Consider the following 26,345-nt stretch of genomic DNA (forward strand, 5'->3'; position numbering starts at 1 on the left):
ATCTCGATTAGCGGGCGATGGTGCCGGTACGGCGAATCTTCTTTTGGAGCTGAAGAATGCCATAGAGCAGCGCCTCCGCCGTCGGCGGACAGCCCGGAACGTAGATGTCAACCGGCACAATTCGGTCGCAACCGCGGACGACGGAATAAGAATAATGGTAATACCCCCCGCCGTTCGCGCAGGAACCCATGGAAATCACCCAGCGCGGCTCGGCCATCTGGTCGTAAACCTTGCGCAGCGCCGGCGCCATCTTGTTGACGAGCGTGCCCGCCACGATCATCACGTCCGATTGACGCGGGCTTGGCCGAAAGACGACGCCGAAACGGTCCAAATCATACCGGCTACAGGCGGAATGCATCATCTCGACGGCGCAGCAGGCCAGCCCGAAAGTCATCGGCCAAAGCGACCCCGTGCGCGCCCAATTCACGAGCTTATCCGCCTGCGTCACGATAAAGCCGTGATCGCTGATTTCCCGCGTAACGCGCCGCAAGATCGCATCCTGCTCAAAACCCGGAGGAACCGGGCGCGCCAAGGGGTCCGGCCGACCGGAAATGTTCATTCCCACTCCAATGCCCCCTTCCGCCACTCGTAAACGAAGCCGATGGTCAGCACGCCAAGAAAAACCATCATCGACCAGAAACCAAACAAGCCGATTTCACCAAGGCTTACTGCCCACGGAAAAAGAAACGCCACCTCAAGGTCAAAGATGATGAAAAGAATGGCTACCAGGTAAAAGCGAACGTCGAATTTTTTGCGCGCGTCTTCGAACGCCTCGAAACCGCACTCATAGGTGGAAAGTTTTTCCGTGTCGGGGCGCTGCGCCGCCAGAACGTATGAAGCAAGAAGGGCGGCGCCGGCGATGCCGCCGGCAATTCCCAGAAACAACAGGATGGGGAGGTATTCTTGAAGCAACGCTTCCATGAAAAACTCTTTCGACTGATCCAGCCCTTCTCGCCCGGATGGGCCCAAACCCCTTGAGGTACGGCCTACCCTTGGCGAGCGCGCGCCGAGTATAGCGGCCGGGGGTTATGGAAAAAAGAGCGTTTGACCGCCCGCGCCCTTAAGGTGTTTTGCCTCGCATGGATCGAGTAACACGCGCGTATATGCCACGGGGCGCCATACCCTATGGCTTACGAAAAACGGGAGGAACGCAAGGTGGCGGGAGTGACGGGGCTCGAACCCGCGACCTCCGGCGTGACAGGCCGGCGCTCTAACCAACTGAGCTACACCCCCTCCTTTCGAAGGCGGCCTCCTTACTCCTTCGGCCTCGGCGGTGTCAAGGCAAGGCGCTTGGCACAGCTTCGGAATCCCTGACAAAACTGAAACCGTCGTGGTGGGCGATGACGGGATCGAACCGCCGACCTTCTCGGTGTAAACGAGACGCTCTCCCTGACTGAGCTAATCGCCCGCGGTTGAATTTATACCCTTTTTCCGCCGCCAATCCTGGAAACATTGTCGGCCGCCCTTGGGCGGCCGACATCTTTAGAGACCGAGATCGAAAGCCATGAAAAGTGGCTTTGACTCAATGAGTTAATGGTTCACGGTGTCTTTCAACCCCTTGCCAGCCTTAAATTTTGGCTGCTTCGAGGCCGGGATGTTGATGGTCTCACCGGTGCGCGGATTGCGGCCCTTCGAGGCCGCGCGATTCGCAACGCTGAAAGTACCAAATCCAACGAGGCGAACTTCCTGTCCCCGCTTCAAGCTTTCGGAAATGATATCGAACACGCAATCGACGGCGCGCGTGCTGTCCGCCTTCGACAAGCTAGATTTATTTGCAACGGCTGCCACGAGATCGTTCTTATTCACGTCAACGCCCCCTTTGTAAGAGTGTATGGGCATCCCAATCAGGTACAAAGCGTAGGGAGTCTATGGTGCGCCGCCGGGCACGTCAATCCAGGAAACGCCCTTTTCTGCGGTTTTTTGAAGATCCGGAGTCGAAAATTTAAGGCCGAATCAATGCTTGACGACGCCGCCCACGTCACCCTGATCGGTTTTTGGTGAGACGGCCTCGATCTTTTCTTCTTCACGCCATTCGATCGGCGTCAGCGGTTTCGTCAGAGCATTTTGCAGAACCTCGTCCACGGTGCCAACCAAAATGAGATTGAGACCGCGCTTGATGTTCTGGGGAATCTCCACAAGGTCTTTTTCGTTATCTTTTGGAATCAATACGGTTTTCACCCCGCCGCGCAGGGCCGCCAGCAGTTTTTCCTTGAGGCCGCCAATCGGCAAAACCCGGCCGCGAAGCGTAATTTCGCCGGTCATGGCGACGTCCCTCCGTACCGCAATACCGGTGAGTGCCGAAACGATCACCGTGCACATGGCGACCCCGGCCGAGGGACCGTCCTTCGGGGTGGCGCCTTCCGGTACGTGGACGTGGATATCTTTCTTTTCGAAGATGTTCGGCGGCACGCCGATCGTGACCAGGCGCGAACGCACATAACTGCGGGCGGCTTCCACCGATTCCTGCATCACATCACCCAACTGGCCGGTGGGTTTTATTATGTTGCCCTTACCCGGCATCACGACGGCCTCGACGGTGAGCAACTCGCCGCCGACTTCCGTCCAGGCAAGTCCGGTTGCAACGCCGACAAGATCTTCAAGCTCGGTCTCACCAAAGCGGTACCGCCGAACGCCCGCATACTTCGGGAGATTGCGACAGGTGACAACAAGCCGCTTCTTCCGTTTCATCAGGATTTCTTTTGCCGCCTTCCGCATCAGGCCGGCGAGCTCGCGCTCGAGATTGCGAACCCCCGCCTCGCGCGTGTAGTAGCGGGTAAGATCCTTCAGCGCCTCGTCCGAGATGGACCACTCGCCTTTTTTCAAGGCGTTCGCCTTGATTTGCTTGGGAATCAGGTGGCGTTTGGCAATTTTGATCTTCTCATCTTCCGTGTAGCCGGGAAGCCGAATGATCTCCATTCGGTCGAGCAGAGGCTGCGGCATACGAAGCGTGTTTGCCGTCGTCACGAACATAACGTCGGAAAGATCGTAATCAACCTCCAGGTAGTGATCCTGAAAAGTCGAATTCTGCTCCGGGTCCAGCACTTCCAAAAGCGCCGAGGAAGGATCGCCGCGGAAATCGGCGCCGAGTTTGTCCACTTCGTCGAGAAGAAAGAGCGGGTTGACCGCTTTCACCTTCTTCATCGACTGGATGATCTTGCCCGGCATGGAACCGATATACGTCCGGCGGTGGCCGCGAATTTCCGCTTCGTCCCGAATGCCCCCCAACGAGACGCGAACGAAATTCCGCCCGGTTGCCCGCGCGATCGAAGCCCCCAACGAAGTCTTGCCGACGCCGGGCGGGCCGACGAGGCACAGGATGGCTCCGCGAATTTTCTTGGCGCGCTGTTGGATGGCGAGGTATTCGAGAATCCGCTCCTTGACCTTCTCCAGCCCATAATGGTCGGCGTTCAGGATGCGGGCTGCTTCGCGGATATCCCGCTTGATCTTCGAGCGCGTTCCCCACGGAATGCTCAGCAGCCAATCCAGATAGTTGCGCACGACCGTTGCTTCAGCCGACATCGGACTCATCGTGCGCAGCTTCTTCAGTTCCGCCGTCGCTTTCTCGCGGACTTCCTTGTTGAACTTGGTCTTGCGAATGCGTTCCTCGAGCTCGCTGATTTCGTCCCGGCCGTCTTCCGTTTCGCCGAGCTCTTTCTGGATCGCCTTCATTTGTTCGTTCAAATAGTACTCGCGCTGCGTCTTCTCCATCTGACGCTTCACGCGATTGCGAATCCGTTTTTCGACCTGCAGAACGCCGATCTCGGACTCCATCATTGCGCAAACCCGTTCCAGCCGCTCCGTCACGGAGACAAGCTCAAGCAGAGCCTGCTTCTCGGCAATCTTCAGCGCCAGATGCGCGGCGATGGTGTCGGCAAGCTTCGAGGGACTATCGATCTGGTTGATTGAAACCAGAACCTCGGGCGGAATTTTCTTGTTAAGCTTGACGTATTGCTCGAACTGGGCAATCGCCGCCCGGGTCAACGCTTCCATCTCGTTCGGCTCCCCGAGAATATCCTTTATTTCTTCCACGTGAGCCTGGAAGAACGGGTCTTTCTGGGTGGGCTGGAGAATGCGTGCGCGCCGCGTCCCTTCGACGAGCACCTTAACGGTGCCGTCGGGCAGTTTCAAAAGCTGCAACGCGGTGCCGATCGTGCCGACCGTGTAGATGTCGTCCAGGGTAGGGTCGTCCTTGGTGGCTTCCTTCTGGGTGACAAGCAATATCTGCTTGTTGTCCTTCATAACCTCGTCCAACGCCCGGACGGACCGATCCCGTCCCACGAAAAGCGGCACGATCATGTGAGGGAAAACCACAATGTCCCGCAACGGCAGGACCGGAAAAAGGGTACCCGTGGCCTGTTCAGTCATACGTGTTTCCTGTTACCTAAAGCGCATCCGGTAACCGGGTATATGGCCCTATCCGGGTCCCTTTTCGAGCCTTTTTTTGACTCCCTTTCGGGGAAGCGAACGGGCTTCCGGTAAACCGTCTCAAGCGCTTGTTTCGACGTCGGTCCGCCGGTCCGCGTAAATATAGAGAGGCTTGGCGCGGCTTTCGACCACTTCCCGATTGATTACAACCTCCTCGACCCCACCCAGGCTTGGAAGGTCAAACATCGTATCCAATAGATTCGCCTCCAGGATCGACCGCAAACCCCGTGCGCCAGTCTTGCGTAGAATCGCCCGCTCGGCAATCGCCTGAAGGGCATCCTCCGTGAAGGTCAGCTGCACGCTCTCCATTGCAAACAATTGCTGGTACTGCTTGATCAGGGCGTTCTTTGGCTTCGTTAAAATTTCCACCAGCGCCTTGATGTCGAGATCTTCCAGGGTTGCGATAACCGGCAACCGGCCGATGAACTCCGGGATGAGGCCGAACCGCAGCAAATCCTCCGGCTCGACGTCGCGCAGAATCTGGCCCGTCTGACGGTCGTCCGGCCCCCGAACATCGGCACCGAAGCCGACGGCCGAGCCTTGCCCGCGGGCCGAAATAATTTTTTCCAATCCGGAAAAAGCCCCGCCGCAGATGAAGAGGATGTTCGTCGTATCCACCTGCAGAAATTCCTGCTGGGGATGCTTGCGCCCACCCTGGGGCGGCACGGAAGCAACCGTACCTTCCATGATCTTGAGCAGCGCCTGCTGGACGCCTTCGCCGGACACGTCACGCGTAATGGACGGGTTGTCGGACTTGCGGGAAATCTTGTCCACCTCGTCAATGTAGACGATGCCGCGCTGGGCGCGCTCAACGTTGTAGTCCGCCGCCTGCAGCAGCTTGAGAATGATATTCTCGACGTCTTCGCCGACATAGCCCGCTTCCGTAAGCGTCGTCGCATCCGCCATCGTGAAAGGAACGTCCAGAATGCGCGCCAGCGTTTGCGCGAGCAGGGTCTTCCCGCAACCGGTCGGCCCGACCAGCAGGATATTCGATTTCGAGAGCTCGACGTCCTCCGACCTGGTGCCGTGGCTCAGCCGCTTGTAGTGGTTGTGAACGGCGACGGAAAGCACGCGCTTGGCGTGCTCCTGTCCAATGACGTAGTCGCTGAGGATCGCATAGATATCTTTCGGGGTGGGAACGCCGTCTTGGGATTTGGCAAGCGCGCCCTTGTTCTCTTCACGGATAATATCCATGCAGAGCTCGACGCATTCGTCGCATATAAAGACTGTTGGCCCCGCAATGAGCTTGCGGACCTCGTGCTGGCTCTTCCCGCAGAACGAGCAGTAAAGCGTGTTCTTCGAGTCGCTGCCGGCCGTCTTGCTCATGACGTCACCTTTTGTTCCCGCGCCAGCATGTTAGCCCTAGTCGATTTTCCCCTACAATGTCAAAATCTAGATGTTTGGGAACTGAAATCTAACCACAACAGGTAACAAAAAAGATAACGAAACAATCTTTCTTTTTTTATGGTCAATTTCTGGCGTTATCTAAATTTAACGTGAACCCGGATAACTCAATATTTCTTTATTATTCAAACAACTACTTCTCCGGGATAGGGCGACTTTTCACGACTTCATCGAGCAGGCCGAATTCCAAGGCCTCCCCCGGGGACAGGAATTTGTCCCGGTCAACGGCCCTTTCAATCGCATCCAGGGACTGCCCGGTGTGCTCGACATAGATTTGATTGAGACGGGCGCGTAAGGCCAGAATCTCCTTTGCCTGTATTTCGATGTCCGCCGCCTGCCCTTGGGCGCCGCCGGACGGTTGATGGAGCATGATCCGAGCGTTCGGAAGCGCGTAGCGCTTTTTCGGTTCGCCCGCGGCCAGCAGAAGCGAGGCCATCGAGGCCGCCTGACCGATGCAGACCGTGGAGACCGCCGGCCGGATGTATTGCATCGTGTCATAGATGGCAAGCCCGGCGGTGACGATGCCGCCTGGCGAATTGATATAGAGGAAGATGTCCTTGCCCGGGTTTTCCGATTCAAGAAACAGCAATTGCGCACAGACGAGGCTTGCCACGCCGTCGTCGATACCGCCGGTAAGGAAAACGATCCGCTCTTTCAGAAGGCGGGAAAAGATATCATAGGCGCGCTCGCCCCGGTTCGTCTGCTCGACAACCATGGGAATCAGCAGATTCATTTTCGTGTCGCCCATCGCATGCTCCCGGTTCTGAAACAAGGCGGACTTGCCGCCTCTTCGCTGTTCTAGCTCTTTGCCTTTTTTACCGCTTTCTTTTTCGCCTTGGCTGCCGCCGTTTTCGGCTTGCCGGGTTTGGCGCTTTTTTCCTTCTTCCCGGCTATCTTTTCCATAGTGGCCTGGACTTCGTTTATTAACTCATCGGGCGAGATGTTGCGAACCCTGATCTTCACCTTCTCGAGAAGAAACCGGACGACCTTGTCCTCGAAGAGAGGTGCCAGCAGCCGCTGCATAGCTTCGGAATTCTGCTGATAGAATTCGAACACTTGTGCCTCATGGCCGGGGTGGCGGCGCGCTTCGAGACCAATCGCGTCGTTGATGTCCTTCTGGGAAAGGGAGATGCTATTTTTTGAACCCACCTCGGAAAGCAAAAGGCCCAGGCGGACCCGACGTTCGGCAATCGCACGATATTCCTTTTTCAAGGTTTCGTCGTCCTTGCCTTCGAATTCGTCTTCCTGCGCATGGCCATGGTCGTGGTCATGGTCGTGGTCATGATCGTGGTCATGATCGTGGTCGTGGTCATGGTCGTGGTCATGATCGTGGTCGTGGTCATGATCGTGCGCATGGCCGCGGCGCTCCTTAATCTGCGCCCAGATCGATTCGAACTCCGCGTCCACCGCCCCCTGCGGCAGATCGAAGGGATGCCCTTCTGCCAACGCATCAAGGCATTCCCGTTTTTCGCGCACGTAAGCAACGTTCTTGTATTCCCGCTCGAGGCTTTCCCGCATCTCCTTGCGCAGCTCGTCCAGGGTTTCGACCCCGAAGGCCTTGGCAAGCGTGTCGTCCACCCCAACCGGCACGCGTTCGCGCACTTCCTGCACCGTCACGTCGAAGTGTGCCTCCTTGCCGGCCAGTTCCTTCGATGGATAGGGATCTGGGAAGGAAACCACCACGACGACGCTCCCGCCGGCCTCGGCACCAATCAACTGTTCCTCGAAGCCGGGAATAAAACGGCCGGAGCCAAGTTCAAGCTGATGCCCCTGGGCGGCGCCACCTTCAAACGGCTTGCCGTCCACCCTGCCCAGGAAATCAATGACGACGAGGTCTCCCTCCTGCGCCGGCCTCGCCTTGGCAAGGGGCTGGAAACGGCGCTGGCTGGCGGCGGCGTTTTCAAGCGCCTTCGCCACGTCCTCCTCGCTAACGATGGGCTCAAGCCTCTCGATTTCGATCTTCGAGAAATCCATGAAGGCAATTTCAGGAATAAGCTCGACGGTTAGCGTGAATTCCAAGTCCCTGCCATCGGGAAAGGCCGTGATCTCGGCATGGGGCTGCATGGCGGGTCTTAGGCTACGGTCTTTCAAAAGTTTTTTTGCGGTGTCCGTAAGAGTCTTCTGGACGATTTCCGCTAACACCGACTGGCCGTACTTGCCGCGAACCAACGACATTGGCACGTGGCCCGGCCGAAATCCCGGGAGGCGCACCGTCGCACAAAGCTCCTTCAGCTTCATGTCGACTTGTTTTTCCATATCGCCCGAAGGCACGATGACTTTGAATTCGCGTTTCAGGCCTTCGGCCTGTGTCTCCGTCACTTCCATAAGCTTCCCATTCCATGGAAAATCATGCGTCGGCCGCAAACCGACATCAAACGAAACTTGGTGCGGGCGGAGGGATTTGAACCCCCACGACTTACGTCACCAGAACCTAAATCTGGCGTGTCTACCAGTTCCACCACGCCCGCATGGGTACTCCCACCCCTACCGCGGCGTCAACCGGCCGACGCCCGCGGCTTATAGCACGGAAAGGCCTGGCGGCGAAGCGCGCCGCGCCAGCCAATAGCATCCGGTCATGCAATCGGCGAAAAGAAAAGCGAAAAAAGGGGGGAAGAGAAAAGCGAGAAGAGGTTCAAAATTTTCAGATGTAAAATCCGCTGCCTACGCACGTTTTAAGAAACGTATTCCGTATAGCGTTCCGTATAGCGTTCCGTGAAAGACGTCAAAGCCAGCATGCGCGGACCATCTTCCACGTCGCGATTGGCACGGCGGATACGCACCTGATACGTCACGTGAGGAATGCCGTAGGAATCGGTTCGGACGGAAAGCACTCGCGCCGTCTCTATGATGGTGCCCACGTGCGGGCAACGGAAGATGTTGCCGGCTTCGATGTACGACGCAGCGCCGTTGTAACCGTTGTGGCCGTTGTGGCCGTATAATTCTTTCAATTTCAGATTCATCAAACGTCACTCTCGCAAACACGTACCTGTGTTTTTATGCGGACGCATTGCTTTCTAACAAAAGAATAACCTTTCCACTTTAACAAAAGGTAAAAAGGCAGCTTCAAACTATATGAAATTACAACGAAAGTTCAGAGAGAACGAAAGTTCAGAGAGCCCGATTCGGAAATTATCGATTTGCCAAGGTTAACGGTCTTTCCACAGGTCTGACAACACCTTTGGTAAATTTTCTGGTAAATCTTCCGAAATAAGACCGGGCCCGATCCGCCCGGCCACCTCGCCCTGCAACCAGGCGGCGGCCGCGGCAGCCTCGAAGGGCGCCATTCCCTGGGCCAAAAGCCCAAGAACGAGGCCCGCCAGTACGTCGCCGGAACCGGCCGTGGCAAGGCTCGGGGGCGCGTTCCAGTTCAGCGCGGCCTGGCCGTCGGGAGCGGCGATGATGGTGTCGGCCCCCTTCAACAGCAGAACAGCTCCGCTCAGCCGGGCCGCCCGGCGGGCGCGGGTGAGCTTGTCACCGCCCCCCTCAAAAAGACGGGCAAACTCGCCTTCATGCGGGGTAAGGACGACCGGCCCTCGGATTGCCTTGAAAAGCGCGGCGGCCGAACCTTCGAAGACGGTGAGCGCGTCGGCGTCCAGCACGCAGGGCCTGCCGGTGGCGAGCGCCGCCAGTACCCTGGCCCGGGTTTCCTTGCCGAGGCCGCTCCCCGGCCCGAGCAGGAAGGCCCGCTTGCGAAGATCGGCGATGAAATCCTGAAAATCGCCTTCGCTTTTGACCGGGTGCACCAGCAGGCTTGGGCTTTCGGCGGCATAGATCGGCACCGCTTCGGGGGGACTTGCCACGGTCACCATACCGGCGCCGACCCGCAGAGCGGCGCGGGCGGCAAGACGGCCGGCGCCGGTCATGATGGCGCCGCCGACAACGACGGCATGGCCGCGGCTGTATTTGTGATCGGCGCCCCCCGGCCACGGATAGCGGTCCCGCCAAAGCACGGGGCCGTTCGCGAAAAGACTTGGGTGTATGCGGGCATAGGCCTTCGGCGGTACGCCGATATCGACCAACACGACTTCCCCGGCGTGTTCACGCCCCGGCAGCAGGAAATGACCGGCTTTCCTCGCAATGAAGGTGACGGTAAGCGTCGCCATCGGGGCGACGCCCAGCACCTCGCCGCTGTCGCCATGGACACCGCTTGGCACGTCCACCGAAACGCAAGGGAAAGAGCCTGCATTGATCGCTTCGACGACGGCCCGGACGACGCCATCGAGCGGCCGGTCTAGGCCGGCCCCGAAAAGCGCATCCACAACGAGACCGGCCCCGCTAAGGACTGTCGGCTCAAGCGAAAGGATTGCCGCTTCTTCCGCCTCGCCGCCCAGCCAACGCAGCGCGTTCGCTTCCGCCTCACCCTTCAGCGTCGGCACCCGGCCAAGCAGGGCGACGCGTACCGGCCATCCCTTCTCGCGCAGCTTCCTGGCGATGACGAAGCCGTCGCCGCCATTGTTGCCCGGGCCGCAGAGAACAACGGTTGGCCGCGGCGACCAGCGGCAGAGGATTTCACGGGTAACGCCGCTGCCGGCCGCTTCCATCAGCGCACCGCTCGATACCCCTTCCTCGGCGGCGGCGCGGTCGACCGCGTAGTTCTCGGCCACGCTGAGCAGCGCTGCATCCATCCTGGAGTCCCGTTCGGGTAGCGGTCTCGAAACCATGAGCCTTTAGGATAGCGTGAGCCCGGGTTGACTGTCCTGCGGAATTCTAGCCCAGGGAAAGCACCTGCGCGGCGCTTTCGGAATCGTTATATAGCGGGAAAGAGACATGGAACGTAGGAGCGACCTCCCGTGAGGGTTCTCATACTGGGAAGCGGCGTCGTCGGGGTTACGGCCGCCTATTACCTAGCCAGCGCCGGGCACGCGGTCACGGTGGTCGACCGCCAATCCGCACCGGCAGCCGAAACGAGCTTTGCGAACGGCGGCCAAATCTCGGCCAGCCTGGCCGAGCCATGGGCGAACCCCGAGGTGGTGCCCACCTTTCTCCGCTGGCTGGGGCGGAAGGATGCGCCTCTTGTTTTCCACTGGCGCGCCGATCCGACGCTTTTTCTTTGGGGGGTGCGTTTCCTCAGGAATTGCACGGCGAAGCGGTCGGCCGTCAACCTCGAGCGCGCCCTTCGGATCGCGCTCTACAGCCGGGCTCAGCTTGGCAAGATTCGGGAAGATACCGGCATTACTTACGACGAGCAGACGAACGGCATCGTGAAAATCTACCGCGAACGGCGTAGTTTTGATCTGGCCTGCCGACGGATGTTGGCAATGAACGCCTTCGGCACCGGCCTTCGCGCCCTCGACCGGGAGGCGTGCCTCGCCCTCGAACCGGCGCTGGCACCGTCCGCCGAGCAGATCGTCGGCGCCATCCATGCGCCCGAGGACGAAAGCGGAGACGCCCATTGCTTCACCATCAAACTGGCCGAAGAAGCCGGCCGCCGTGGGGTCCGTTTCCTGTTCGGGGAGACCGTCGAGAGGCTGCTTCCGGCGAACGGGCGCATTGAGCGGGTCATGACGAACCGCCAAACGCTTTCGGCCGATGCGATCGTTCTTTCCCTGGGAAGCGAAAGCCCGCTTCTTTTCCGTCCGCTTGGAATTCGTCTGCCTATCTACCCGGCGAAGGGCTATTCCGTTACCTTCCCGCTTCGCGACGGCAAACGGGCGCCTTCCCGGGGCATCACCGACGAGGACAAAAAGCTGGTCTTCGTCCGGCTGGGGGACCGCCTTCGAGTCGCAGGCCAGGTCGAATTCGCCGGCTACGATCGGCGGGTGGAGGCGCGCCGTTGCAAAACCCTGACCGAAGCCATGGAAAACCTCTTTCCCGGAGCCGCCGACCTCGGCCAACCGCAAGGTTGGGCCGGCCTTCGCCCGCTTACGCCGGATACCCTGCCGGTGATCGGGCCGACTCGTTTCTCGAATCTCTTCCTCAACACGGGCCACGGCACCTATGGCTGGACGATGGCGGCCGGATCGGGGCGCATCCTCGCCGATCTCGTGGAAGGCCGGCGGCCCGAAATCCGAATCGAAGACCTTGGCCTCAATCGCTTTTAAGCCGAGTAACCCGCTTTAAGGATTGGAAAAAATTGGGGCGAGTGACGGGGATCGAACCCGTGACCTCCAGATCCACAATCTGGCGCTCTAACCAACTGAGCTACACCCGCCGTTGAGGCGACCTGTGTAGACGTTTGCCAAGGAAACCGTCAAGCGCCGCCAGGGCGTCGAAACGCATCGAAGAAGTCCTTTCCGTGGCGGCGATCACTCTTGAATCGCACTTGATTCGCCGACCGATTCCCGTCACGTTAGCGTCCGCAAAGCAGGCCTTGACCTGCTCATAATATAGGCAGTTGTGCCATCAAAATAAGCATTTCGGGGAGCGGGGCGGTCGCCTTATTTGATTTTTCCGTGTTTTTTCAAGCCCTTTTGACTTGGCACGCTCCGTGCTTTTGCCAAACCGTAGGTGACACATCGGATGTGTTAGCCCCTGCCCGTTCACCAGAGGTCGCCCCTTCACGAACAAATACGCCCTCAATCGGATTCCGGCGCTCATGAAAAAAATCGAAGCGATCATCAAGCCCTTCAAACTTGACGAGGTAAAAGAGGCGCTCCACGAAATCGGCCTCAAGGGCATTACCGTGACCGAGGTCAAGGGCTTCGGACGGCAAAAAGGCCACACCGAACTTTACCGCGGCGCCGAATATGTCGTGGACTTTCTGCCGAAGGTGAAGATCGAGATCGTGCTCGACGACAACCTCCTCGAAAAAGCGGTCGAAGCCATCGTCGCCGCCGCCCGAACAGGACGCATCGGCGACGGCAAAATATTTATTTCCGAAATCAGCGACGCCATCCGGATTCGCACCGGCGAAACCGGCAACGAGGCCATTTAACACCCGCCTCTTAATCAGTAAATTCTCCTTCCATATATCCAATGCCACAGCAGGAAAAGCCCATGTCCGACGTAAAAAAAGTTCTCCAGATGATCAAGGACCACGACGTAAAATACGTTGATCTCCGCTTTACCGACCCACGCGGCAAGTGGCACCACACGGCGCAGACCGTCTCGACGATTAACGAAGACGCCTTCGTGGATGGGCTCATGTTCGACGGCTCCTCGATCGCCGGGTGGAAAGCCATCCATGAATCAGACATGACTCTGATGCTGGATCCAAAAACAGCCGTTCTCGACCCTTTCGCCGCCCAGACGTCGCTAATCATGTTCTGCAACATCGTCGACCCCTCGACGGGCCAGGGCTATGACCGAGACCCCCGTTCGACGGCGCATCTGGCCGAAACCTATCTAAAAAGCACAGGGATTGGGGACTCGGCCCTTTTCGGGCCTGAGCTCGAGTTTTTCGTGTTCGACGACGTCCGCTATAACGTCTCGATGAACCACACCTTCTACGCGCTCGACTATTCGGAAGCCCCCCACGCCACCGCAGCCGAATACGAGGGGGGTAACGTCGGCCACCGCCCGCCTATCAAGGGTGGTTATTTTCCCGTGCCGCCGGTCGATTCAATGGCTGATCTGCGCGCCGAGATGCTGACCTTCATGGGAGAAATGGGTCTTGATGTCGAAAAACATCACCACGAAGTGGCGCCCGGCCAGAATGAACTCGGCTTTCGCTTTGACACCCTCGTTCGCTGCGCCGACATGGTGCAAATCTATAAATACGTGGTGCACCAGGTCGCCCACGCCTATGGCAAATCAGCAACTTTCATGCCGAAGCCGATCTTTGAAGACAACGGGTCCGGCATGCACGTCCATCAGTCGATCCTCAAAGACGGCACCCCTACCTTCGCCGGCAGCGGTTACGCGGATCTTTCCGAAACCGCGCTCTACTATATCGGCGGCATCATCAAGCACGCTCACGCCCTCAATGCCTTCACGAACTCGACGACGAACAGCTACAAGCGGCTGGTGAAGGGCTTCGAGGCGCCGGTGTTGCTGGCCTATTCGGCGCGTAATCGCTCGGCATCCTGCCGGATTCCTTATGCTTCCAACCCGAAGGGCAAGCGCGTCGAGGTTCGTTTCCCCGACCCGGCCTCGAACCCCTACCTTGCCTTTGCAGCCATGCTGATGGCGGGCATCGACGGCATCCAGAATCGGATTCACCCGGGTGACCCAATTGACAAGAACCTCTACGATCTGCCGCCGGAAGAGCTTAAAAGCGTGCCGACGGTTTGCGGCTCACTGAGCGAGGCGCTCGACGCGCTCAAGGAAGATCACGCCTTCCTGACGAAGGGCGGCGTGTTCACGGAAAACCAGATTGAAGGCTATATCGACCTCAAGCGGGAAGAAGCGCTCCGCTTCCAGAACACCCCGCATCCCATAGAATTCGCTATGTATTACAGCGTGTAATAATAAATACTTAAATCTAGGTATGAAAAAGGCCGCCCAGGAGGGCGGCCTTTTTTTCAAGCCCGGCAGAGTGGCACCGGGTGCCAATCTTCAGGCCGGTGGCACTGGCCGGGGGTGGCGGTCGTCGTCAAGGGCCACCATCACAAAATTGCCCTCCGTCACTTTCATGGCCTCGCCGGAAGGAAAACGTTCCGCCCAGGTCTCGACATGAATGGTGAGCGAGGTCCGGCCAATGCTGAGAATCTTCGCGAAGCAGGAAACGATGTCTCCGACCAGGACCGGCAGGTGGAAGGTCATCCCTTCGATCGCTACCGTCGCCACCCGTCCTTTTGCCCGCCGCCGCGAGGCCATGCCGGCGGCAAGGTCCATCTGGGAAATGACCCAGCCGCCAAAGATGTCGCCGTTTGGATTCGTATCCGCTGGCATAGCAACGGCGCGAATCTCCGGAAGCCGGTCTTCCAACTTGGCCATGGTTTTTCCCCTTATGCCAAAATGTCGTAGCGAAGCCCACCTCAACATACCGCATCTTGCTTGCCCGGGAAATGCGTGCACCGCATAATGCCGCCCATGCCGAAATCCACTTCCAGGCCGAAGCGCGCCAGCCAAAGCTATTCGGCGAAGGACATCGAGGTTTTGGAGGGGCTCGAGCCGATTCGTCGGCGGCCCGGCATGTATATCGGGGGTACAGACGAAACAGCGCTCCACCACCTGGCCGCCGAAATTCTCGATAACGCGATGGACGAGGCGGTGGCGGGCTTCGCCAACCGGATTGAGATCGCGCTTGGGACCGACGGCGTCCTCACCACCCGAGACAATGGCCGGGGCGTACCGGTTGACGCGCACCCGAAGTTCAAGAAGAAATCCGCCCTCGAGGTCATTTTGACGACCCTCCATTCGGGCGGCAAGTTTGGCGGCGACGTCTACAAGACGTCGGGCGGCCTGCATGGTGTCGGCATTTCCGTCGTCAACGCACTTTCGGACTACCTTTTCATTGAAGTCGTCCGTGACGGCAAACGCTGGCAGCAGGAATATGCGCGCGGCGAACCGACGTCGAAGCTGGAAGCGATCGGTCCCGCCAAGAACCAGCGCGGCACCGAGGTCCGCTTCCACCCGGACCCGGAAATCTTCGGCAAGGAAGCGACCTTTCAGCCCGAACGGCTTTATCGGATGGCGCGGTCGAAGGCCTATCTTTTCCGCGGGGTTGAAATCCACTGGACGTGCGACCCGAAATTGCTGCGCAATTCGAAGGTGCCGCCCAAGGAAATTTTCCATTTCCCGGAGGGCCTGAAAGGCTTCCTCCAGGCAGCCCTCGACGGGCGGCCCGTCATCACTTCCTCTCCCTTCGCCGGCGAATCCGATTTTCCGAACCAGGCCGGACGCGCGGAATGGGCGGTCGGCTGGCCGGAAGACGGGGAAGGGTTTATCCACTCCTACTGCAACACGATCCCGACCCCGAAGGGCGGCACCCATGAGGCGGGCCTGCGCACGGCCCTGACCCGGTCACTCAAGGCCTATGGCGAACTTACCGGCAACCGGCAAGCCGCGCAGATCACGGCTGAAGACGTTGCGGAAGGGGCGGCGATCCTGCTTTCCATCTTCCTCAACAACCCGGAATTCCAGGGCCAGACAAAAGAACGCCTTTCTTCCCAAAACGCGCAACGCCTGACGGAAACGACGGTCAAAGATCACTTCGACCATTGGCTGAGCGGCGACCCGGAGACGGCGAATTTGCTGCTTGAGCGAATCGTCGAACGGGCGGGGGAACGCCTGCGCCGCCGCGAGGCGAAGGAGTTTTCCCGCAAGACCCCGACCCGAAAGCTCCGGCTTCCGGGAAAGCTGACCGATTGCTCCCGCAGCGGCTCGGAAGGCACCGAAATTTTCCTCGTCGAAGGGGATTCTGCCGGCGGCTCGGCAAAACAAGCCCGCAACCGCGAGACCCAAGCCGTGCTGCCGCTGCGCGGCAAGATACTGAACGTGGCCAGCGCCTCCGGCGAGAAGCTGCGCGCCAATCAGGAAATCGCCGATCTTGCCCAGGCGCTGGGTTGTGGAATGGGCGCGCAATGCGATCCCTTGAAGCTCCGTTACGAACGGGTGATCATAATGACGGACGCCGACGTGGATGGCGCCCATATCGCTTCGCTTCTGATGACGTTCTTCTTCCGGGAGATGTCGTCGCTGGTCGAAGGGGGGCGCCTCTACCTTGCCGCGCCGCCCCTTTACCGCTTAAGCCGTGGCGGCGAGACGGTGTACGCGCGGGACGACGCTCACAAGGACGCGCTTCTAAAGACCCATTTCAAGGGCAATGGGAAAGTCGAAATCAGCCGTTTCAAGGGGCTGGGCGAAATGCCGGCCGCCCAGTTGAAGGAAACCACGATGGACCCCGCGAAACGCACCCTCTACCGGGTGGTCCTGCCGAAGGAACCCGCCCTCAAGGAAGCGCGTGCGGTCGAAAGCCTGGTCGAAGACCTGATGGGGAGACGGCCGGAGCGCCGTTTCGCCTATATCCAGGAAAACGCCCGGTTTGTCGAAAACCTGGACGTTTGAAGGGGACAAAACCAGCCCGGAACATGGTAAATCCTGATCACATTCCGGTGAGGTCCCCTATCCGCTTTCCCAAACTTTCGATACCGTCATTGCACGGTGGTGACTGCCCTTTCGCCACCCGAGCCGGGTCGGTGCGCGTACGTATTTTTTAGTTCTCGTGCGCAATGACGAGTCCACCAAGGCCGGTAATGACCCCCGCGTCAGAGACCAAGCCAGTCATAGCATGCCCCCTTGTCATTGCTGGCCCTCTGACCGGGGGTCTGCGTTTTCCCCGACCGAAGCCGAAAAGCTTCCTCCTTAACTTAAGCCGCAAGCCATGCCCGCATGGCGGCGCTGACCGCTTGCGGCCGTTCCATGGTGGAAAGATGCCCGCATTCGGGCACGACGACCAAACGCGCGCCGGGAATAAGAGCCGCCATCTCCTCGTGAACGGGCAATGGCGTAAGCTTATCCTCGGCACCGCAGAGAATAAGGGTCGGGCAAACAACCCGCTTCAACATCTCGCGGCTGTCCACACGGCCAAGAATGGCGCGCTCCTGGCGAAGGAACGCTTCCTTGCCGACCCGTTCGGCCATGCCCATCACGGCCTGGACCAGGGTTTCCTCTCCAAGCCGGTCCGGATGGAGAAGATAGGGAAGCAGGCGCGGCGTAACCCCCTTGAAGTTTCCCTTTTCGGCCAGCGCCATCATGTCGAGACGGCGTTGCCGCTGGTTCGCATTGTCGGCCGTGAAATTTGTATCCAACAGCGCAAGACGGTCAACACGGTCGGGGCTCAAGCGAACCAGCGCCTGAGCCACGTATCCTCCCATCGAAAGGCCGGCGAGCGCGAACTTTGGCGGAGCGTCCCGCAGGACGGACGCCGCCATCCCTTCCATCGAATCGTCTTTCGTCAGGTCGGCCACAATAGGGTCCGCAACGTCCCGCAAATGGTCGGCCTGGTGGCGCCAAAGAGCCGCGTCGCAAAGCAGACCCGGCAACAGAACAAGCGGCAGGCGGGGCATGGTTCGGATCCTTTTTTTTCCGTTCAACGCACGAGTTTCGAGAGTTCCCGAAACTCCTCCGTTCCCGATCGCCGCAGCCATTCGAAGAAGACCATCTCGGCCGAAACGACGGGGATTCCGTTCTGCCGTATCCGTTCAAGGCCAAGGGCGTGGTTCGCGGCCGTCCGCGAGGCCGTGGCGTCCGCGACGACGAAGGGGTGATAACCCGCCGCGCTCAGGCCAACCGCCGTCTGTAGGACGCAAACATGGGCTTCGATCCCCATGAGGACAATCTGGGGACGCGCGAATTCCGCCAGTTTTGGGAGAAACCCCGGCTCCTCCGAGCAGGAAAAACAGGTCTTCTCGAAGGGCTTGCCCCCGGGGTAGAGCGCGCGAAGCTCTGGTACCGTGCCGCCCAGACCTTGCGGGTATTGCTCGGACATCAGCATCGGAATCCGCAGCCTGGCGGCGGCGCCCATCAGGAGAATGCCGTTCTTCAGCATGCCGCCGTAGCCATGGAGGGCGGCCACGAATTTCTCTTGTATGTCAACGATCAAGAGAAGCGACGTCTGGCGATCAAGCAGCATGGCGCCCCCCCTTTCCGGGCCCTCCCTAGTTGCCGCTAACCTAGCGGAAGCCCTCGTTTTCGCCAAGTGAGGCCCGTTTGGGAAATTGACAGACGCGCAAGAACGCCTACACTCCGCCTCAACATGCAGGGTGCATCTTTTTCTACTGGTCTTCTTCGCCCCGGTCGTAGCGAATGAGCTTTGCCGATCTCGGCTTAAGCGACGAGCTTCTGCGCGCCATCGAGGAATCCGGCTACGTCACTCCGACGCCGATTCAAGCGAGGGCGATCCCTTACGTGCTGATGGGGCGCGACATGCTCGGCTGCGCCCAGACGGGTACCGGGAAAACCGCCTCCTTTACGCTGCCGATGATTGATATCCTGGCGCAAAGCCGGGCCAAGGCGCGGATGCCGAGGGCGATCATCCTGGAACCTACCCGCGAGCTTGCCGCGCAAGTCGCCGAAAACTTCGACCGCTACGGCAAGTACCACAAGCTTTCGAAGGCGCTGCTTATCGGCGGCATTTCGCTGGCGCCCCAGGAACAGCAAATCGAGCGCGGGGCCGACGTCCTGATTGCGACGCCCGGACGCTTCCTGGACTGTTACGAGCGCGGCCTCCTGCTTCTCCACGACGTCAAGATCCTGGTTATCGACGAAGCCGACCGGATGCTCGACATGGGGTTCATCCCGGACGTGGAACGGATCGTCCGGCTGCTGCCGAAAAACCGGCAAACGCTTCTCTTCTCGGCGACGATCCTGCCGGAAATCCGCCGTCTCGCGGAAGCCTTCCTGAACGACCCGAAGGAAATTTCCGTCTCGCCGCCATCGACGGCGGCGGAAACGGTCGAGCAGTTCCTTCTTCCCATCGAGGAAAGCAACAAGGACGCCGCCCTCATTGAGCTTATCGAAAAAGAGAAGCCGAAAAGCGCCATCATCTTCTGCAACCGGAAAAGGCAAGTGGATGAACTCGCTTCGCTTCTAAAAAAGCGCGGGTTCGACGCCGCCCCTCTTCACGGCGACTTGGCCCAATCGAAGCGCACGGAAACCCTGGATACGCTCCGCGAGGGCGAGCTTGCTTTCTTGGTTGCCAGCGACGTTGCAGCCCGCGGCCTCGACATCATGAAGGTGTCCCACATCTTCAATTATGACGTGCCTGTAAATTCGGAAGATTACATCCACCGCATCGGCCGGACAGGACGGGCCGGCAGGGCCGGTCGCACTTTTATGCTGGTGACACCGGAAGAAGCCGAGCCGCTCGCCGCCATCGAACGCATGCTGGGAAAGGCGATCCCGCGGGTTGTTCGCGAAGGACGCTCCTCGCCCGAAATTCCTCTCGTGACGGACACGAAGCCGAAGCGAAAGAGGCAACGTGGCGGCCAGGGAAGGGCTCGCCGCGGTGGCGAGCCGAAACGGGAGGCGAATCCGCCTCCGAAAAAGCCGGTGGCGCAACCGCCGAAAGAACGTCAAGAAGCAATCAAACCACAGGGAGATGGGCCCGGTTGGGAAATCCCCGCCTTCCTGGCTGAACCGCCGCCGCAAGCGCAAGGTCCACGCCGCAAACGGCGCACAAAGGGCTAGCCCGCGGCCGCCGGTAGCGACGGCGTTGCCGTTTCTGATTCCATCTGACGCGCCCACATGGCGGCGTAAGGTCCTTGTGACGCAAGAAGGGCCGAGTGCTTGCCCCGCTCGACAATTTCGCCCCCATCAAGGACGAGAATTTCGTCCGCCCCCACCACCGTCGTCAGGCGGTGCGTGATGACAAGCGTCGTCCGGTTGACCGAAACCGCCTCAAGGCTTTCCTGAATCTCTTTTTCCGTATGCGAATCGAGAGCCGAGGTCGCTTCGTCGAAAAGAAGAATCCGCGGACGTTTCAAGATCGTCCGCGCGATGGCGACGCGCTGCCTTTCTCCGCCGGAAAGCTTTAACCCCCGCTCGCCCACGCGGGTTTGAAATCCGTCCGGCAGCGAGCGAATGAAGCCGTCAATCCGGGCCAGCCTCGCCGCCTCCTCCACCTCCTCCCGGCTGGCATCCGGCCGGCCGTAGGAGATATTATAAAAAATTGTGTCGTTGAAGAGGACGGTATCCTGCGGCACGATTCCGATGGCGGCGCGCAGACTTTTCTGGGTCACGTCGCGAATATCCTGCCCGTCAATCGTGACCCGCCCCCCATCTACGTCGTAGAAGCGAAAAAGAAGACGCGAAAGCGTCGACTTCCCCGCTCCGCTCGAACCGACAATGGCGACCGTCCGGCCTTCCGGCACCGTAAAGGAAACGTCCTTCAGGATTGCCCGTCGCGAATCGTAACGGAACCGCACGTTCTCGAAACGGACACACGCACCATCCATCCGAAGTGGCGCGGCATTCGGCTTGTCTTTTACTTCCCACTGCTCGCGCAGAAGGATGAACATCGACTCCATGTCGGTCAGCGCCTGCTTGATTTCGCGATAGACGGAGCCCAGAAAATTCAGCGGCATGTAAAGCTGGACAAGGTAAGTGTTCACCAGGACGAAATCGCCGACCGTAAGCGAACCTTGCACGATGCCAAGGCCGGCCATGATCATCACGGCCGTAATGCCGGCAGAGATGATTGTCGCCTGCCCGATGTTGAGAAGGGAAAGCGTCGTCTTGCTCTTGACGGCCGCCTTCTCGTACCGGCGAAGCGACTGATCAAACCGTTCCGCCTCGTGATCTTCATTTCCGAAATATTTCACGGTCTCATAATTGAGAAGACTGTCGATCGCTTTCGTATTTGCTTCGCTGTCCGTTTCGTTCATCCGGCGGCGGTACTTCGTTCGCCATTCCGTAATCAAAAGGGTAAACGTCGCATAGCCGACGATGGTGACGAAAGTGACCGCCGCAAACCAGACGTCGAACAACACCCACAGGATTCCGCAAACCAGCAGGATTTCGATCAAGGTGGGCAGCACGTTGAAGAGAACGAAGCTGAGCAAAAATTCAATTCCCTTCGTGCCGCGTTCAATCGCCCGGCTTAACCCCCCCGTCTGGCGTTCGAGGTGAAACCGCAAGGAAAGACCATGCAAATGCCGAAAGGTACGGAGAGCTGCCGCGCGGATGGCGCGTTGCGCGACCTTTGCAAAGACGGCGTCCCGAAGCTCGCCAAAGGCAAGGGCAAGCACGCGCAGAAGCCCGTAAGCGAAAAGGAGACCAAGCGGCAGAACGAGGACGGCGTTCGCGCCCCCGGAAAACGCATCGATGGCCGCCTTGTAAAGAAGCGGCACGGTGACGTTGACACCCTTGGCGACGGTCAGAAAGACAAGCGCGGCCGCCACGCGCCCGCGCAGTTCGAGGCTTTCCTTCGGCCAAAGGTAAGGAAGCAAGCTGCGAAGCGCACCCCACTCAAAACCAGAGGGCGGCGCGCTGGCGGAAGATGCCGAAAGCGAACGCATAGGCGGCCCCTTCAGGCGGCAAGTTTTCGAATCATGTCGGCCACTTTGGCCCCCAGCGTCTCGACGGTCTTTTGCTGCCCTGTATCCTTGAGGCCGCCCTCGGAATGGAAGGCGTGATGCGCCATGCCGACGGCGACCTGCTCGGGAATGAGCAGCACCTTGAGATTGCCAAGGATGGCGCGAACATGAACAAGCCCGCGCAAGCCCCCAAGGCCGCCGGGAGATGCGCTCATCAGAGCGGCGACTTTGTTCGCGAAGCAAGCGAGTTCGCCCGCTTCGCCAAGAGTCGGCCGCGAGGCCCAATCGATCGCGTTCTTCAAAGCCGGTGAGATGGAGCTGTTATATTCCGGCGAGGCAATAAGGAACCCCTGATGCGCCAGCATCAACTTCTTCAGTCTTCGCGCCCCTTCCGGCAAGCCCTCGGTCCGCTCGAAATCCTCATCGTAAAGGGGCAAATTAAGGTCGCGCAAATTAACAAGCGTCACCTCGGCACCGGCGGCGCGCGCGCCGCCGACGGCCACCTCGAGTAGCCTTACATTGTAAGACCCTTCGCGGCTGCTGCCCGAGAAGGCAAGAATCTTCGGTGTCATCGCCAACCTCTCTTAATCCACTCGCGTAATCCGGAGGATACATAGGACAGCTGCTTTCAACAAACTCCGCCGCCGCAAGCTCAGGAAGCCTTGCGCCTTTCGGTTGACGTCCGCGCGCGAGCATGGGAAGTCTAGAAGTCAGCTATCTGGGTTGGGCGCAAGGGGCTTTCGGGATGAGTTGGAAGGTGGCGTTTCCTTTGGCCGTCGCGGCAAGCCTTCTGGTTACCGCCTGCACTGGCACGATGCCACTTAGCCCAAGCAGCCGCTCGGATGATCCGATGGCGGCCAGCAACCCCGCCCCTTCCTTCGCACAATTTGCAGATATTCCGATACCTGACGAGGCATCAATGGACCTCGACCGCACGCTCATTCTGGGTTCGAACGATGCCTGGATCGGGCGATTGGTTGTACGCACGCCCAATGAAGCCGGAAAGGTTTATGATTTTTACCTTCAGGAAATGCCGAAATTCGGCTGGCAATTACTGACCGTCGTGCGCGCAGCACAAAGTCTTCAGACCTACCGGCGGGGCGAACGCGTTGCCACCGTCCAGATCACGCCGAACACGGTGAATGGCGCCGTCATCAACCTGACGGTCTCGCCGCAGGGCTTGCCTCTTTCTCCTTAGGCCGCAGGCGTTGGCATGGAAAAATCGCCCTTCGGAAAATTCATCGACGAGACACTCCGTTACATCCAGAAAAAGACCGAAGCCGCCCTCGGCCCCACGGCGACGATCGAACGCACCGAGGACACGCTCATTATCGAGCTTGAATCGGGTCAACAATACCTGCTGAACAGTCTCGACATCCGCCAAGGGATCGGGCTCGCGTCCCCGCTCTCCGGCCGGCGAGTCTTTTACTACGACAAGGGAAAGGACGGCTGGATCGCTATCCGGGACGGGGTTGATTTATACGACCTTCTGGAAGATGAGCTTTCGCAAATCTGCGGCGTTTCGTTCAAATTCAACTAGTCCGCAAAAACAAGAGGCGCCCCAATCGTCTTGGAGCGCCTCTTTTGTCCTCTTGCGAGAAGAGCGAAGAACGTAGAAGAAGCGCAACCCCTCGTTCAAAAAAGAAGCGTTGGCTGCGCGCTTGCCCGTACTTACTCGGTCGGGGCCGCCGGTTGGTCCATTTCTTCTTCGCTTGGCTGTTCTTCGCTGGTGGCAGGTTGTTCGCCTCCCATCATCTCTTCCGCGCCCTCTTTCATCATTTTGGCGCCTTCTTCCATTTTTTTGGTAGCATCCTTGTCTTCGCAAGCGGCAAGACCAACGGCAAGACCAACGGCAAGACCAAGAACCAGCCCCAGCCGTTTCAGATAAGAAAGAACGTACATGTTGCCCCCTTCAGGTGATGAAAAGCCCGCCATTATAACAAACGCCATAGAACACACCATGGGCTTCTTTGGCGAATAAACCCATCGCGGCAGCCGTTTGCGTGAAAGCCCGGCTATGGTACAAGGCGGGCTGGAACGTTAACCGAGGCTTCGCCCATGGTAAAAAAGACGGCCTACCGCATGGAAAGCGACTCGATGGGCAGCGTGCGTGTCCCCACCAATAGTTACTGGGGAGCCCAGACCCAGCGATCGCTTGAGAACTTCCGGATTGGCGGCGAGAAAATGCCAAAACCGCTCATCCGGGCGTTCGGCATCCAGAAGAAGGCAGCCGCACTCGCCAACATGGAGCTTGGCGCGCTCAGCAAGCGCCTGGGACGCGCCATCGTTGCCGCCGCCGACGAGGTGGCTGGCGGAGAGCTCGACGAACATTTTCCGCTGGTCGTCTGGCAGACCGGCTCCGGCACGCAAACCAACATGAACGCGAACGAAGTCATCGCGAATCGCGCCATCGAACGGCTGGGCGGAAAGTTGGGCTCCAAGGACCCGATCCACCCGAACGACCACGTGAACATGAGCCAGTCGTCGAACGATAGCTTCCCGACGGTCATGCACATCGCCGCGGTCGAAGAAATCCGTCGCGGCCTGCTGCCGGCGCTCGAGAATTTACGAAAGGCTCTGGCCGTCAAGGCAAAGAGTTTTGCCAAGCTTACGAAGATCGGGCGCACGCATCTGCAGGACGCGACCCCGCTTACCCTGGGCCAGGAATTTTCCGGCTACGTCACCCAGGTGGCCTACGGCATCGAGCGGGTGAAGGGCACGCTCCCCCGTCTCCTCCAGCTTGCCCAGGGCGGCACGGCCGTCGGCACCGGCTTGAACGCGAAGCAGGGCTTCGCCAAGGCCTTCGCGCGAAACGTGGCGAAAATCACCGGATATGGCTTCGTCACCGCGCCCAATAAATTCGAGGCCCTGGCCGCGCACGACGCCATCGTCGAGGCGTCGGGCGCCTTGAACACAGTTGCCGTCTCTCTCATGAAAATTGCGAACGACATTCGCCTGTTGGGTTCTGGGCCGCGCTGCGGCATCGGCGAGTTGATCCTGCCGGCGAACGAGCCCGGCTCCTCGATCATGCCCGGCAAGGTGAACCCGACCCAGACCGAAGCGCTGACCATGGTCGCCGCCCAGGTCATCGGAAACCACACGACGATCTCGGTAGCGGGCGCAAGCGGGCATTTTGAACTGAACGTCTTCAAGCCGGTCATGATTTACAATCTCTTGCAGTCCATCCGGCTTTTGGCGGATGCCTCGAACAGCTTCGCCGAAAACTGCGTCGTCGGCATCCAGGCAAACACAGCGCGTATCGAAAAGCTGCTCCATGAAAGCCTGATGCTGGTGACAGCACTCAACCCCCATATCGGCTACGACAACGCGGCGAAGGTTGCCAAGAAAGCTTACACGGAAGGAATGACGCTGAAGGAGGCGGCGGTTGCGCTTGGTCTGTTGACGGAGAAGGAATTCGAGCGGCTGGTACGGCCGGAAAAGATGACGGGACCCCGGTAATAAGGGGCTTGGCTTATTACGCCTCGCCCCTTTCTGCGCCGATCCGCTTAAGAGCGGCCCCCATTTCCGTGACCGCGGCGTCGAAAAACACATCGAGTTTTGCCCGCATCTTCGGCGAAAGCCGCACGAGCTTCGACCGGGCGTCTTTCGGGTTTCCGGTTTCCTCGATAAACCCCCGCGCGATCGCCACGTCGAGATACTTGCCGGCGGTGTGTGCGCTGCGGATGGCGCGCATGAATTTAAGCGCATCCGTCTTGCGGACGGGATCCTCTTCCCGCCAGACATTCGAGAGCAAATCCCAATAGGCGGTCGAGTAGAACTCCTTGTCATCCGCGAAGACGCCCAGCCAGTTCTCCGTAACCCGGTCGAGCATGCGCAAATATTCCCGACGCTGAGCGTCGTCGTATTTCAAATTCACCATGAACTTTCCCGCTTCACGATTCGATCCCATCGGCCGATCCAAGAAGATAAAAATTTATCTAAACATTATAATCAAAAATACACGCATATTATATAAATACTTGTCGCTTTCCGCACATCAAAAAAATTTTTATCGAAAAAAACATTTACGTAATAATAAGTTACAATAGCATAACATAAATTTATGTGTAAAAAATAATACTTATCTTGACAATATTTTTATATGTAGTTTTAATTTAGGTCGACATTTTCACCTGTCGAACAGGAGACACCCGTCATGACAAGGCGCTTCACAAAACCCCTTCTTGCAATTCCGCTCGCCCTTAGCCTTGGTCTTTCCGCCTGTGCAGCAAACACCGGACCAAAGGAAGGGCTCGGCACACTGCTCGGCGCCGGCACGGGTGCCCTTGCCGGCTCGCAAATCGGCAAAGGCCGCGGCCAGCTTGTCGCCGTCGCCGTCGGCACCCTGGCCGGCGCTTATCTTGGCAGCGAAATCGGAAAATCGCTCGACCGGGCCGACCGTCTTTACATGGCCAAAACCTCCGGCCAGGCGCTTGAAAGCAACCCGATTGGGCAGACATCCACCTGGGTGAATCCGGACAGCGGAAACACCGGTACCATCACGCCGACGCGCACCTACCAGGCAAATAATAATCGGTACTGCCGCGAGTTCCAGCAAACCGTGACGGTCGGCGGCAACACGGAACAGGCCTATGGCACCGCCTGTCGCCAGGAGGACGGTTCCTGGGAAATCGTTTCGCCTTCTGCCTCATAACT

Annotated in this window: 25 protein-coding genes and 4 tRNA genes; 9 read left to right on the forward strand and 20 right to left on the reverse strand. The window is 59.0% G+C overall.

Annotated features, from left to right (window positions below; genetic code table 11):
- Nucleotides 1-7: 7 nt before the first annotated feature.
- The 12 genes from AB1781_02280 to AB1781_02335 form a co-directional block, all read right to left on the reverse strand.
- Complete coding sequence (locus AB1781_02280) at nucleotides 8-559, reverse strand: NADH-quinone oxidoreductase subunit B family protein (protein MEW5703404.1); 552 nt, start codon at nucleotides 557-559, stop codon at nucleotides 8-10.
- Complete coding sequence (locus AB1781_02285) at nucleotides 556-921, reverse strand: NADH-quinone oxidoreductase subunit A (GenBank protein ID MEW5703405.1); 366 nt, start codon at nucleotides 919-921, stop codon at nucleotides 556-558. Before AB1781_02285 ends, AB1781_02280 begins: the two co-directional genes overlap by 4 nt.
- 235 nt (nucleotides 922-1,156) lie before the next feature.
- Nucleotides 1,157-1,233, reverse strand: a tRNA-Asp gene (locus AB1781_02290).
- 98 nt (nucleotides 1,234-1,331) lie between these two features.
- Nucleotides 1,332-1,408 (reverse strand) — tRNA-Val (locus AB1781_02295).
- Nucleotides 1,409-1,530: 122 nt separating this feature from the next.
- Complete coding sequence (locus AB1781_02300; protein MEW5703406.1) at nucleotides 1,531-1,806, reverse strand: HU family DNA-binding protein; 276 nt, start codon at nucleotides 1,804-1,806, stop codon at nucleotides 1,531-1,533.
- 147 nt (nucleotides 1,807-1,953) lie between these two features.
- Complete coding sequence (gene lon / locus AB1781_02305) at nucleotides 1,954-4,365, reverse strand: endopeptidase La (GenBank protein MEW5703407.1); 2,412 nt, start codon at nucleotides 4,363-4,365, stop codon at nucleotides 1,954-1,956.
- A 120-nt stretch (nucleotides 4,366-4,485) separates the two neighbouring features.
- Nucleotides 4,486-5,751: an ATP-dependent Clp protease ATP-binding subunit ClpX gene (clpX, locus tag AB1781_02310; GenBank protein ID MEW5703408.1), complete on the reverse strand. Its 1,266-nt coding sequence runs from the start codon at nucleotides 5,749-5,751 to the stop codon at nucleotides 4,486-4,488.
- Between the two features lie 211 nt (nucleotides 5,752-5,962).
- On the reverse strand, nucleotides 5,963-6,577 hold the full coding sequence (locus AB1781_02315) for an ATP-dependent Clp protease proteolytic subunit (protein MEW5703409.1): 615 nt from the start codon (nucleotides 6,575-6,577) through the stop codon (nucleotides 5,963-5,965).
- Between the two features lie 50 nt (nucleotides 6,578-6,627).
- Nucleotides 6,628-8,148 carry a trigger factor gene (tig, locus tag AB1781_02320; protein ID MEW5703410.1) on the reverse strand — a complete coding sequence of 507 codons (1,521 nt, stop codon included), beginning with the start codon at nucleotides 8,146-8,148 and terminating at the stop codon, nucleotides 6,628-6,630.
- A 64-nt stretch (nucleotides 8,149-8,212) separates the two neighbouring features.
- Nucleotides 8,213-8,297: transfer RNA gene (locus AB1781_02325), tRNA-Leu, on the reverse strand.
- 204 nt (nucleotides 8,298-8,501) lie between these two features.
- Entirely contained in the window at nucleotides 8,502-8,789 is a 288-nt protein-coding gene (locus AB1781_02330; protein ID MEW5703411.1) for a hypothetical protein, read from the reverse strand.
- A 186-nt stretch (nucleotides 8,790-8,975) separates the two neighbouring features.
- The gene (locus AB1781_02335) at nucleotides 8,976-10,454 is read right to left on the reverse strand and encodes an NAD(P)H-hydrate dehydratase (protein ID MEW5703412.1); all 1,479 of its coding nucleotides are present in this window, start codon (nucleotides 10,452-10,454) and stop codon (nucleotides 8,976-8,978) included.
- A 165-nt stretch (nucleotides 10,455-10,619) separates the two neighbouring features.
- On the opposite strand from AB1781_02335, the gene AB1781_02340 reads away from it, so the two are divergent.
- The gene (locus tag AB1781_02340; protein MEW5703413.1) at nucleotides 10,620-11,870 is read left to right on the forward strand and encodes a D-amino acid dehydrogenase; all 1,251 of its coding nucleotides are present in this window, start codon (nucleotides 10,620-10,622) and stop codon (nucleotides 11,868-11,870) included.
- Nucleotides 11,871-11,903: 33 nt separating this feature from the next.
- On the opposite strand, the gene AB1781_02345 is transcribed toward AB1781_02340, so the two are convergent.
- Nucleotides 11,904-11,980, reverse strand: a tRNA-His gene (locus tag AB1781_02345).
- A 384-nt stretch (nucleotides 11,981-12,364) separates the two neighbouring features.
- Between AB1781_02345 and AB1781_02350 the strand changes: the two genes are divergently transcribed.
- Together AB1781_02350 and glnA are read left to right on the forward strand one after the other, a co-directional pair.
- A complete protein-coding gene (locus AB1781_02350; protein MEW5703414.1) occupies nucleotides 12,365-12,703 on the forward strand; it encodes a P-II family nitrogen regulator in 339 nt (112 codons plus the stop codon).
- 62 nt (nucleotides 12,704-12,765) lie between these two features.
- Complete coding sequence (gene glnA / locus AB1781_02355; GenBank protein MEW5703415.1) at nucleotides 12,766-14,175, forward strand: type I glutamate--ammonia ligase; 1,410 nt, start codon at nucleotides 12,766-12,768, stop codon at nucleotides 14,173-14,175.
- 90 nt (nucleotides 14,176-14,265) lie between these two features.
- On the opposite strand, the gene AB1781_02360 is transcribed toward glnA, so the two are convergent.
- The gene (locus tag AB1781_02360; protein MEW5703416.1) at nucleotides 14,266-14,646 is read right to left on the reverse strand and encodes an acyl-CoA thioesterase; all 381 of its coding nucleotides are present in this window, start codon (nucleotides 14,644-14,646) and stop codon (nucleotides 14,266-14,268) included.
- 87 nt (nucleotides 14,647-14,733) lie between these two features.
- Between AB1781_02360 and parE the strand changes: the two genes are divergently transcribed.
- Nucleotides 14,734-16,719, forward strand: coding sequence for a DNA topoisomerase IV subunit B (gene parE, locus AB1781_02365; GenBank protein MEW5703417.1), 1,986 nt, complete (start codon nucleotides 14,734-14,736; stop codon nucleotides 16,717-16,719).
- Between the two features lie 302 nt (nucleotides 16,720-17,021).
- Here parE and AB1781_02370 read toward each other — a convergent pair whose 3' ends face one another.
- Both AB1781_02370 and AB1781_02375 read right to left on the reverse strand, forming a co-directional pair.
- Entirely contained in the window at nucleotides 17,022-17,720 is a 699-nt protein-coding gene (locus AB1781_02370; protein ID MEW5703418.1) for an alpha/beta fold hydrolase, read from the reverse strand.
- Between the two features lie 23 nt (nucleotides 17,721-17,743).
- Nucleotides 17,744-18,286, reverse strand: a complete 543-nt coding sequence (locus AB1781_02375; GenBank protein ID MEW5703419.1) for a hydrolase — start codon at nucleotides 18,284-18,286, stop codon at nucleotides 17,744-17,746.
- 173 nt (nucleotides 18,287-18,459) lie between these two features.
- On the opposite strand from AB1781_02375, the gene AB1781_02380 reads away from it, so the two are divergent.
- Nucleotides 18,460-19,842 carry a DEAD/DEAH box helicase gene (locus AB1781_02380; GenBank protein ID MEW5703420.1) on the forward strand — a complete coding sequence of 461 codons (1,383 nt, stop codon included), beginning with the start codon at nucleotides 18,460-18,462 and terminating at the stop codon, nucleotides 19,840-19,842.
- On the opposite strand, the gene AB1781_02385 is transcribed toward AB1781_02380, so the two are convergent.
- Both AB1781_02385 and AB1781_02390 read right to left on the reverse strand, forming a co-directional pair.
- A complete protein-coding gene (locus tag AB1781_02385; GenBank protein MEW5703421.1) occupies nucleotides 19,839-21,671 on the reverse strand; it encodes an ABC transporter ATP-binding protein/permease in 1,833 nt (610 codons plus the stop codon). The genes AB1781_02380 and AB1781_02385 overlap by 4 nt on opposite strands.
- 11 nt (nucleotides 21,672-21,682) lie before the next feature.
- Entirely contained in the window at nucleotides 21,683-22,267 is a 585-nt protein-coding gene (locus tag AB1781_02390; protein ID MEW5703422.1) for an NAD(P)H-dependent oxidoreductase, read from the reverse strand.
- Between the two features lie 167 nt (nucleotides 22,268-22,434).
- On the opposite strand from AB1781_02390, the gene AB1781_02395 reads away from it, so the two are divergent.
- Both AB1781_02395 and AB1781_02400 read left to right on the forward strand, forming a co-directional pair.
- Complete coding sequence (locus tag AB1781_02395) at nucleotides 22,435-22,887, forward strand: hypothetical protein (GenBank protein MEW5703423.1); 453 nt, start codon at nucleotides 22,435-22,437, stop codon at nucleotides 22,885-22,887.
- A 15-nt stretch (nucleotides 22,888-22,902) separates the two neighbouring features.
- Nucleotides 22,903-23,229 carry a frataxin domain-containing protein gene (locus AB1781_02400; GenBank protein MEW5703424.1) on the forward strand — a complete coding sequence of 109 codons (327 nt, stop codon included), beginning with the start codon at nucleotides 22,903-22,905 and terminating at the stop codon, nucleotides 23,227-23,229.
- A gap of 131 nt (nucleotides 23,230-23,360) precedes the next feature.
- Here the strand turns inward: AB1781_02400 and AB1781_02405 are convergent, their stop codons facing one another.
- Nucleotides 23,361-23,591, reverse strand: coding sequence for a hypothetical protein (locus tag AB1781_02405; GenBank protein ID MEW5703425.1), 231 nt, complete (start codon nucleotides 23,589-23,591; stop codon nucleotides 23,361-23,363).
- Nucleotides 23,592-23,747: 156 nt separating this feature from the next.
- Between AB1781_02405 and fumC the strand changes: the two genes are divergently transcribed.
- Entirely contained in the window at nucleotides 23,748-25,148 is a 1,401-nt protein-coding gene (gene fumC, locus AB1781_02410; GenBank protein ID MEW5703426.1) for a class II fumarate hydratase, read from the forward strand.
- Nucleotides 25,149-25,164: 16 nt separating this feature from the next.
- Here fumC and AB1781_02415 read toward each other — a convergent pair whose 3' ends face one another.
- Nucleotides 25,165-25,599: a hypothetical protein gene (locus AB1781_02415; GenBank protein ID MEW5703427.1), complete on the reverse strand. Its 435-nt coding sequence runs from the start codon at nucleotides 25,597-25,599 to the stop codon at nucleotides 25,165-25,167.
- Between the two features lie 246 nt (nucleotides 25,600-25,845).
- On the opposite strand from AB1781_02415, the gene AB1781_02420 reads away from it, so the two are divergent.
- On the forward strand, nucleotides 25,846-26,343 hold the full coding sequence (locus tag AB1781_02420) for an RT0821/Lpp0805 family surface protein (protein ID MEW5703428.1): 498 nt from the start codon (nucleotides 25,846-25,848) through the stop codon (nucleotides 26,341-26,343).
- The last annotated feature ends 2 nt before the right edge of the window (nucleotides 26,344-26,345 follow it).

Source organism: Pseudomonadota bacterium, assembly GCA_040752895.1.
GTDB lineage: Bacteria > Pseudomonadota > Alphaproteobacteria.

Coding starts and splice junctions, on each gene's coding strand:
- AB1781_02280 (MEW5703404.1), bottom strand. CDS start 559: ATGAACATTTCCGGTCGGCCGGACCCCTTGGCGCGCCCGGTTCCTCCG.
- AB1781_02285 (MEW5703405.1), bottom strand. CDS start 921: ATGGAAGCGTTGCTTCAAGAATACCTCCCCATCCTGTTGTTTCTGGGA.
- lon (MEW5703407.1), bottom strand. CDS start 4,365: ATGACTGAACAGGCCACGGGTACCCTTTTTCCGGTCCTGCCGTTGCGG.
- clpX (MEW5703408.1), bottom strand. CDS start 5,751: ATGAGCAAGACGGCCGGCAGCGACTCGAAGAACACGCTTTACTGCTCG.
- AB1781_02315 (MEW5703409.1), bottom strand. CDS start 6,577: ATGGGCGACACGAAAATGAATCTGCTGATTCCCATGGTTGTCGAGCAG.
- AB1781_02330 (MEW5703411.1), bottom strand. CDS start 8,789: ATGAATCTGAAATTGAAAGAATTATACGGCCACAACGGCCACAACGGT.
- AB1781_02335 (MEW5703412.1), bottom strand. CDS start 10,454: ATGGATGCAGCGCTGCTCAGCGTGGCCGAGAACTACGCGGTCGACCGC.
- AB1781_02350 (MEW5703414.1), top strand. CDS start 12,365: ATGAAAAAAATCGAAGCGATCATCAAGCCCTTCAAACTTGACGAGGTA.
- glnA (MEW5703415.1), top strand. CDS start 12,766: ATGTCCGACGTAAAAAAAGTTCTCCAGATGATCAAGGACCACGACGTA.
- AB1781_02360 (MEW5703416.1), bottom strand. CDS start 14,646: ATGGCCAAGTTGGAAGACCGGCTTCCGGAGATTCGCGCCGTTGCTATG.
- parE (MEW5703417.1), top strand. CDS start 14,734: ATGCCGCCCATGCCGAAATCCACTTCCAGGCCGAAGCGCGCCAGCCAA.
- AB1781_02370 (MEW5703418.1), bottom strand. CDS start 17,720: ATGCCCCGCCTGCCGCTTGTTCTGTTGCCGGGTCTGCTTTGCGACGCG.
- AB1781_02375 (MEW5703419.1), bottom strand. CDS start 18,286: ATGCTGCTTGATCGCCAGACGTCGCTTCTCTTGATCGTTGACATACAA.
- AB1781_02380 (MEW5703420.1), top strand. CDS start 18,460: ATGAGCTTTGCCGATCTCGGCTTAAGCGACGAGCTTCTGCGCGCCATC.
- AB1781_02385 (MEW5703421.1), bottom strand. CDS start 21,671: ATGCGTTCGCTTTCGGCATCTTCCGCCAGCGCGCCGCCCTCTGGTTTT.
- AB1781_02395 (MEW5703423.1), top strand. CDS start 22,435: ATGAGTTGGAAGGTGGCGTTTCCTTTGGCCGTCGCGGCAAGCCTTCTG.
- AB1781_02400 (MEW5703424.1), top strand. CDS start 22,903: ATGGAAAAATCGCCCTTCGGAAAATTCATCGACGAGACACTCCGTTAC.
- AB1781_02405 (MEW5703425.1), bottom strand. CDS start 23,591: ATGTACGTTCTTTCTTATCTGAAACGGCTGGGGCTGGTTCTTGGTCTT.
- fumC (MEW5703426.1), top strand. CDS start 23,748: ATGGTAAAAAAGACGGCCTACCGCATGGAAAGCGACTCGATGGGCAGC.
- AB1781_02415 (MEW5703427.1), bottom strand. CDS start 25,599: ATGGGATCGAATCGTGAAGCGGGAAAGTTCATGGTGAATTTGAAATAC.
- AB1781_02420 (MEW5703428.1), top strand. CDS start 25,846: ATGACAAGGCGCTTCACAAAACCCCTTCTTGCAATTCCGCTCGCCCTT.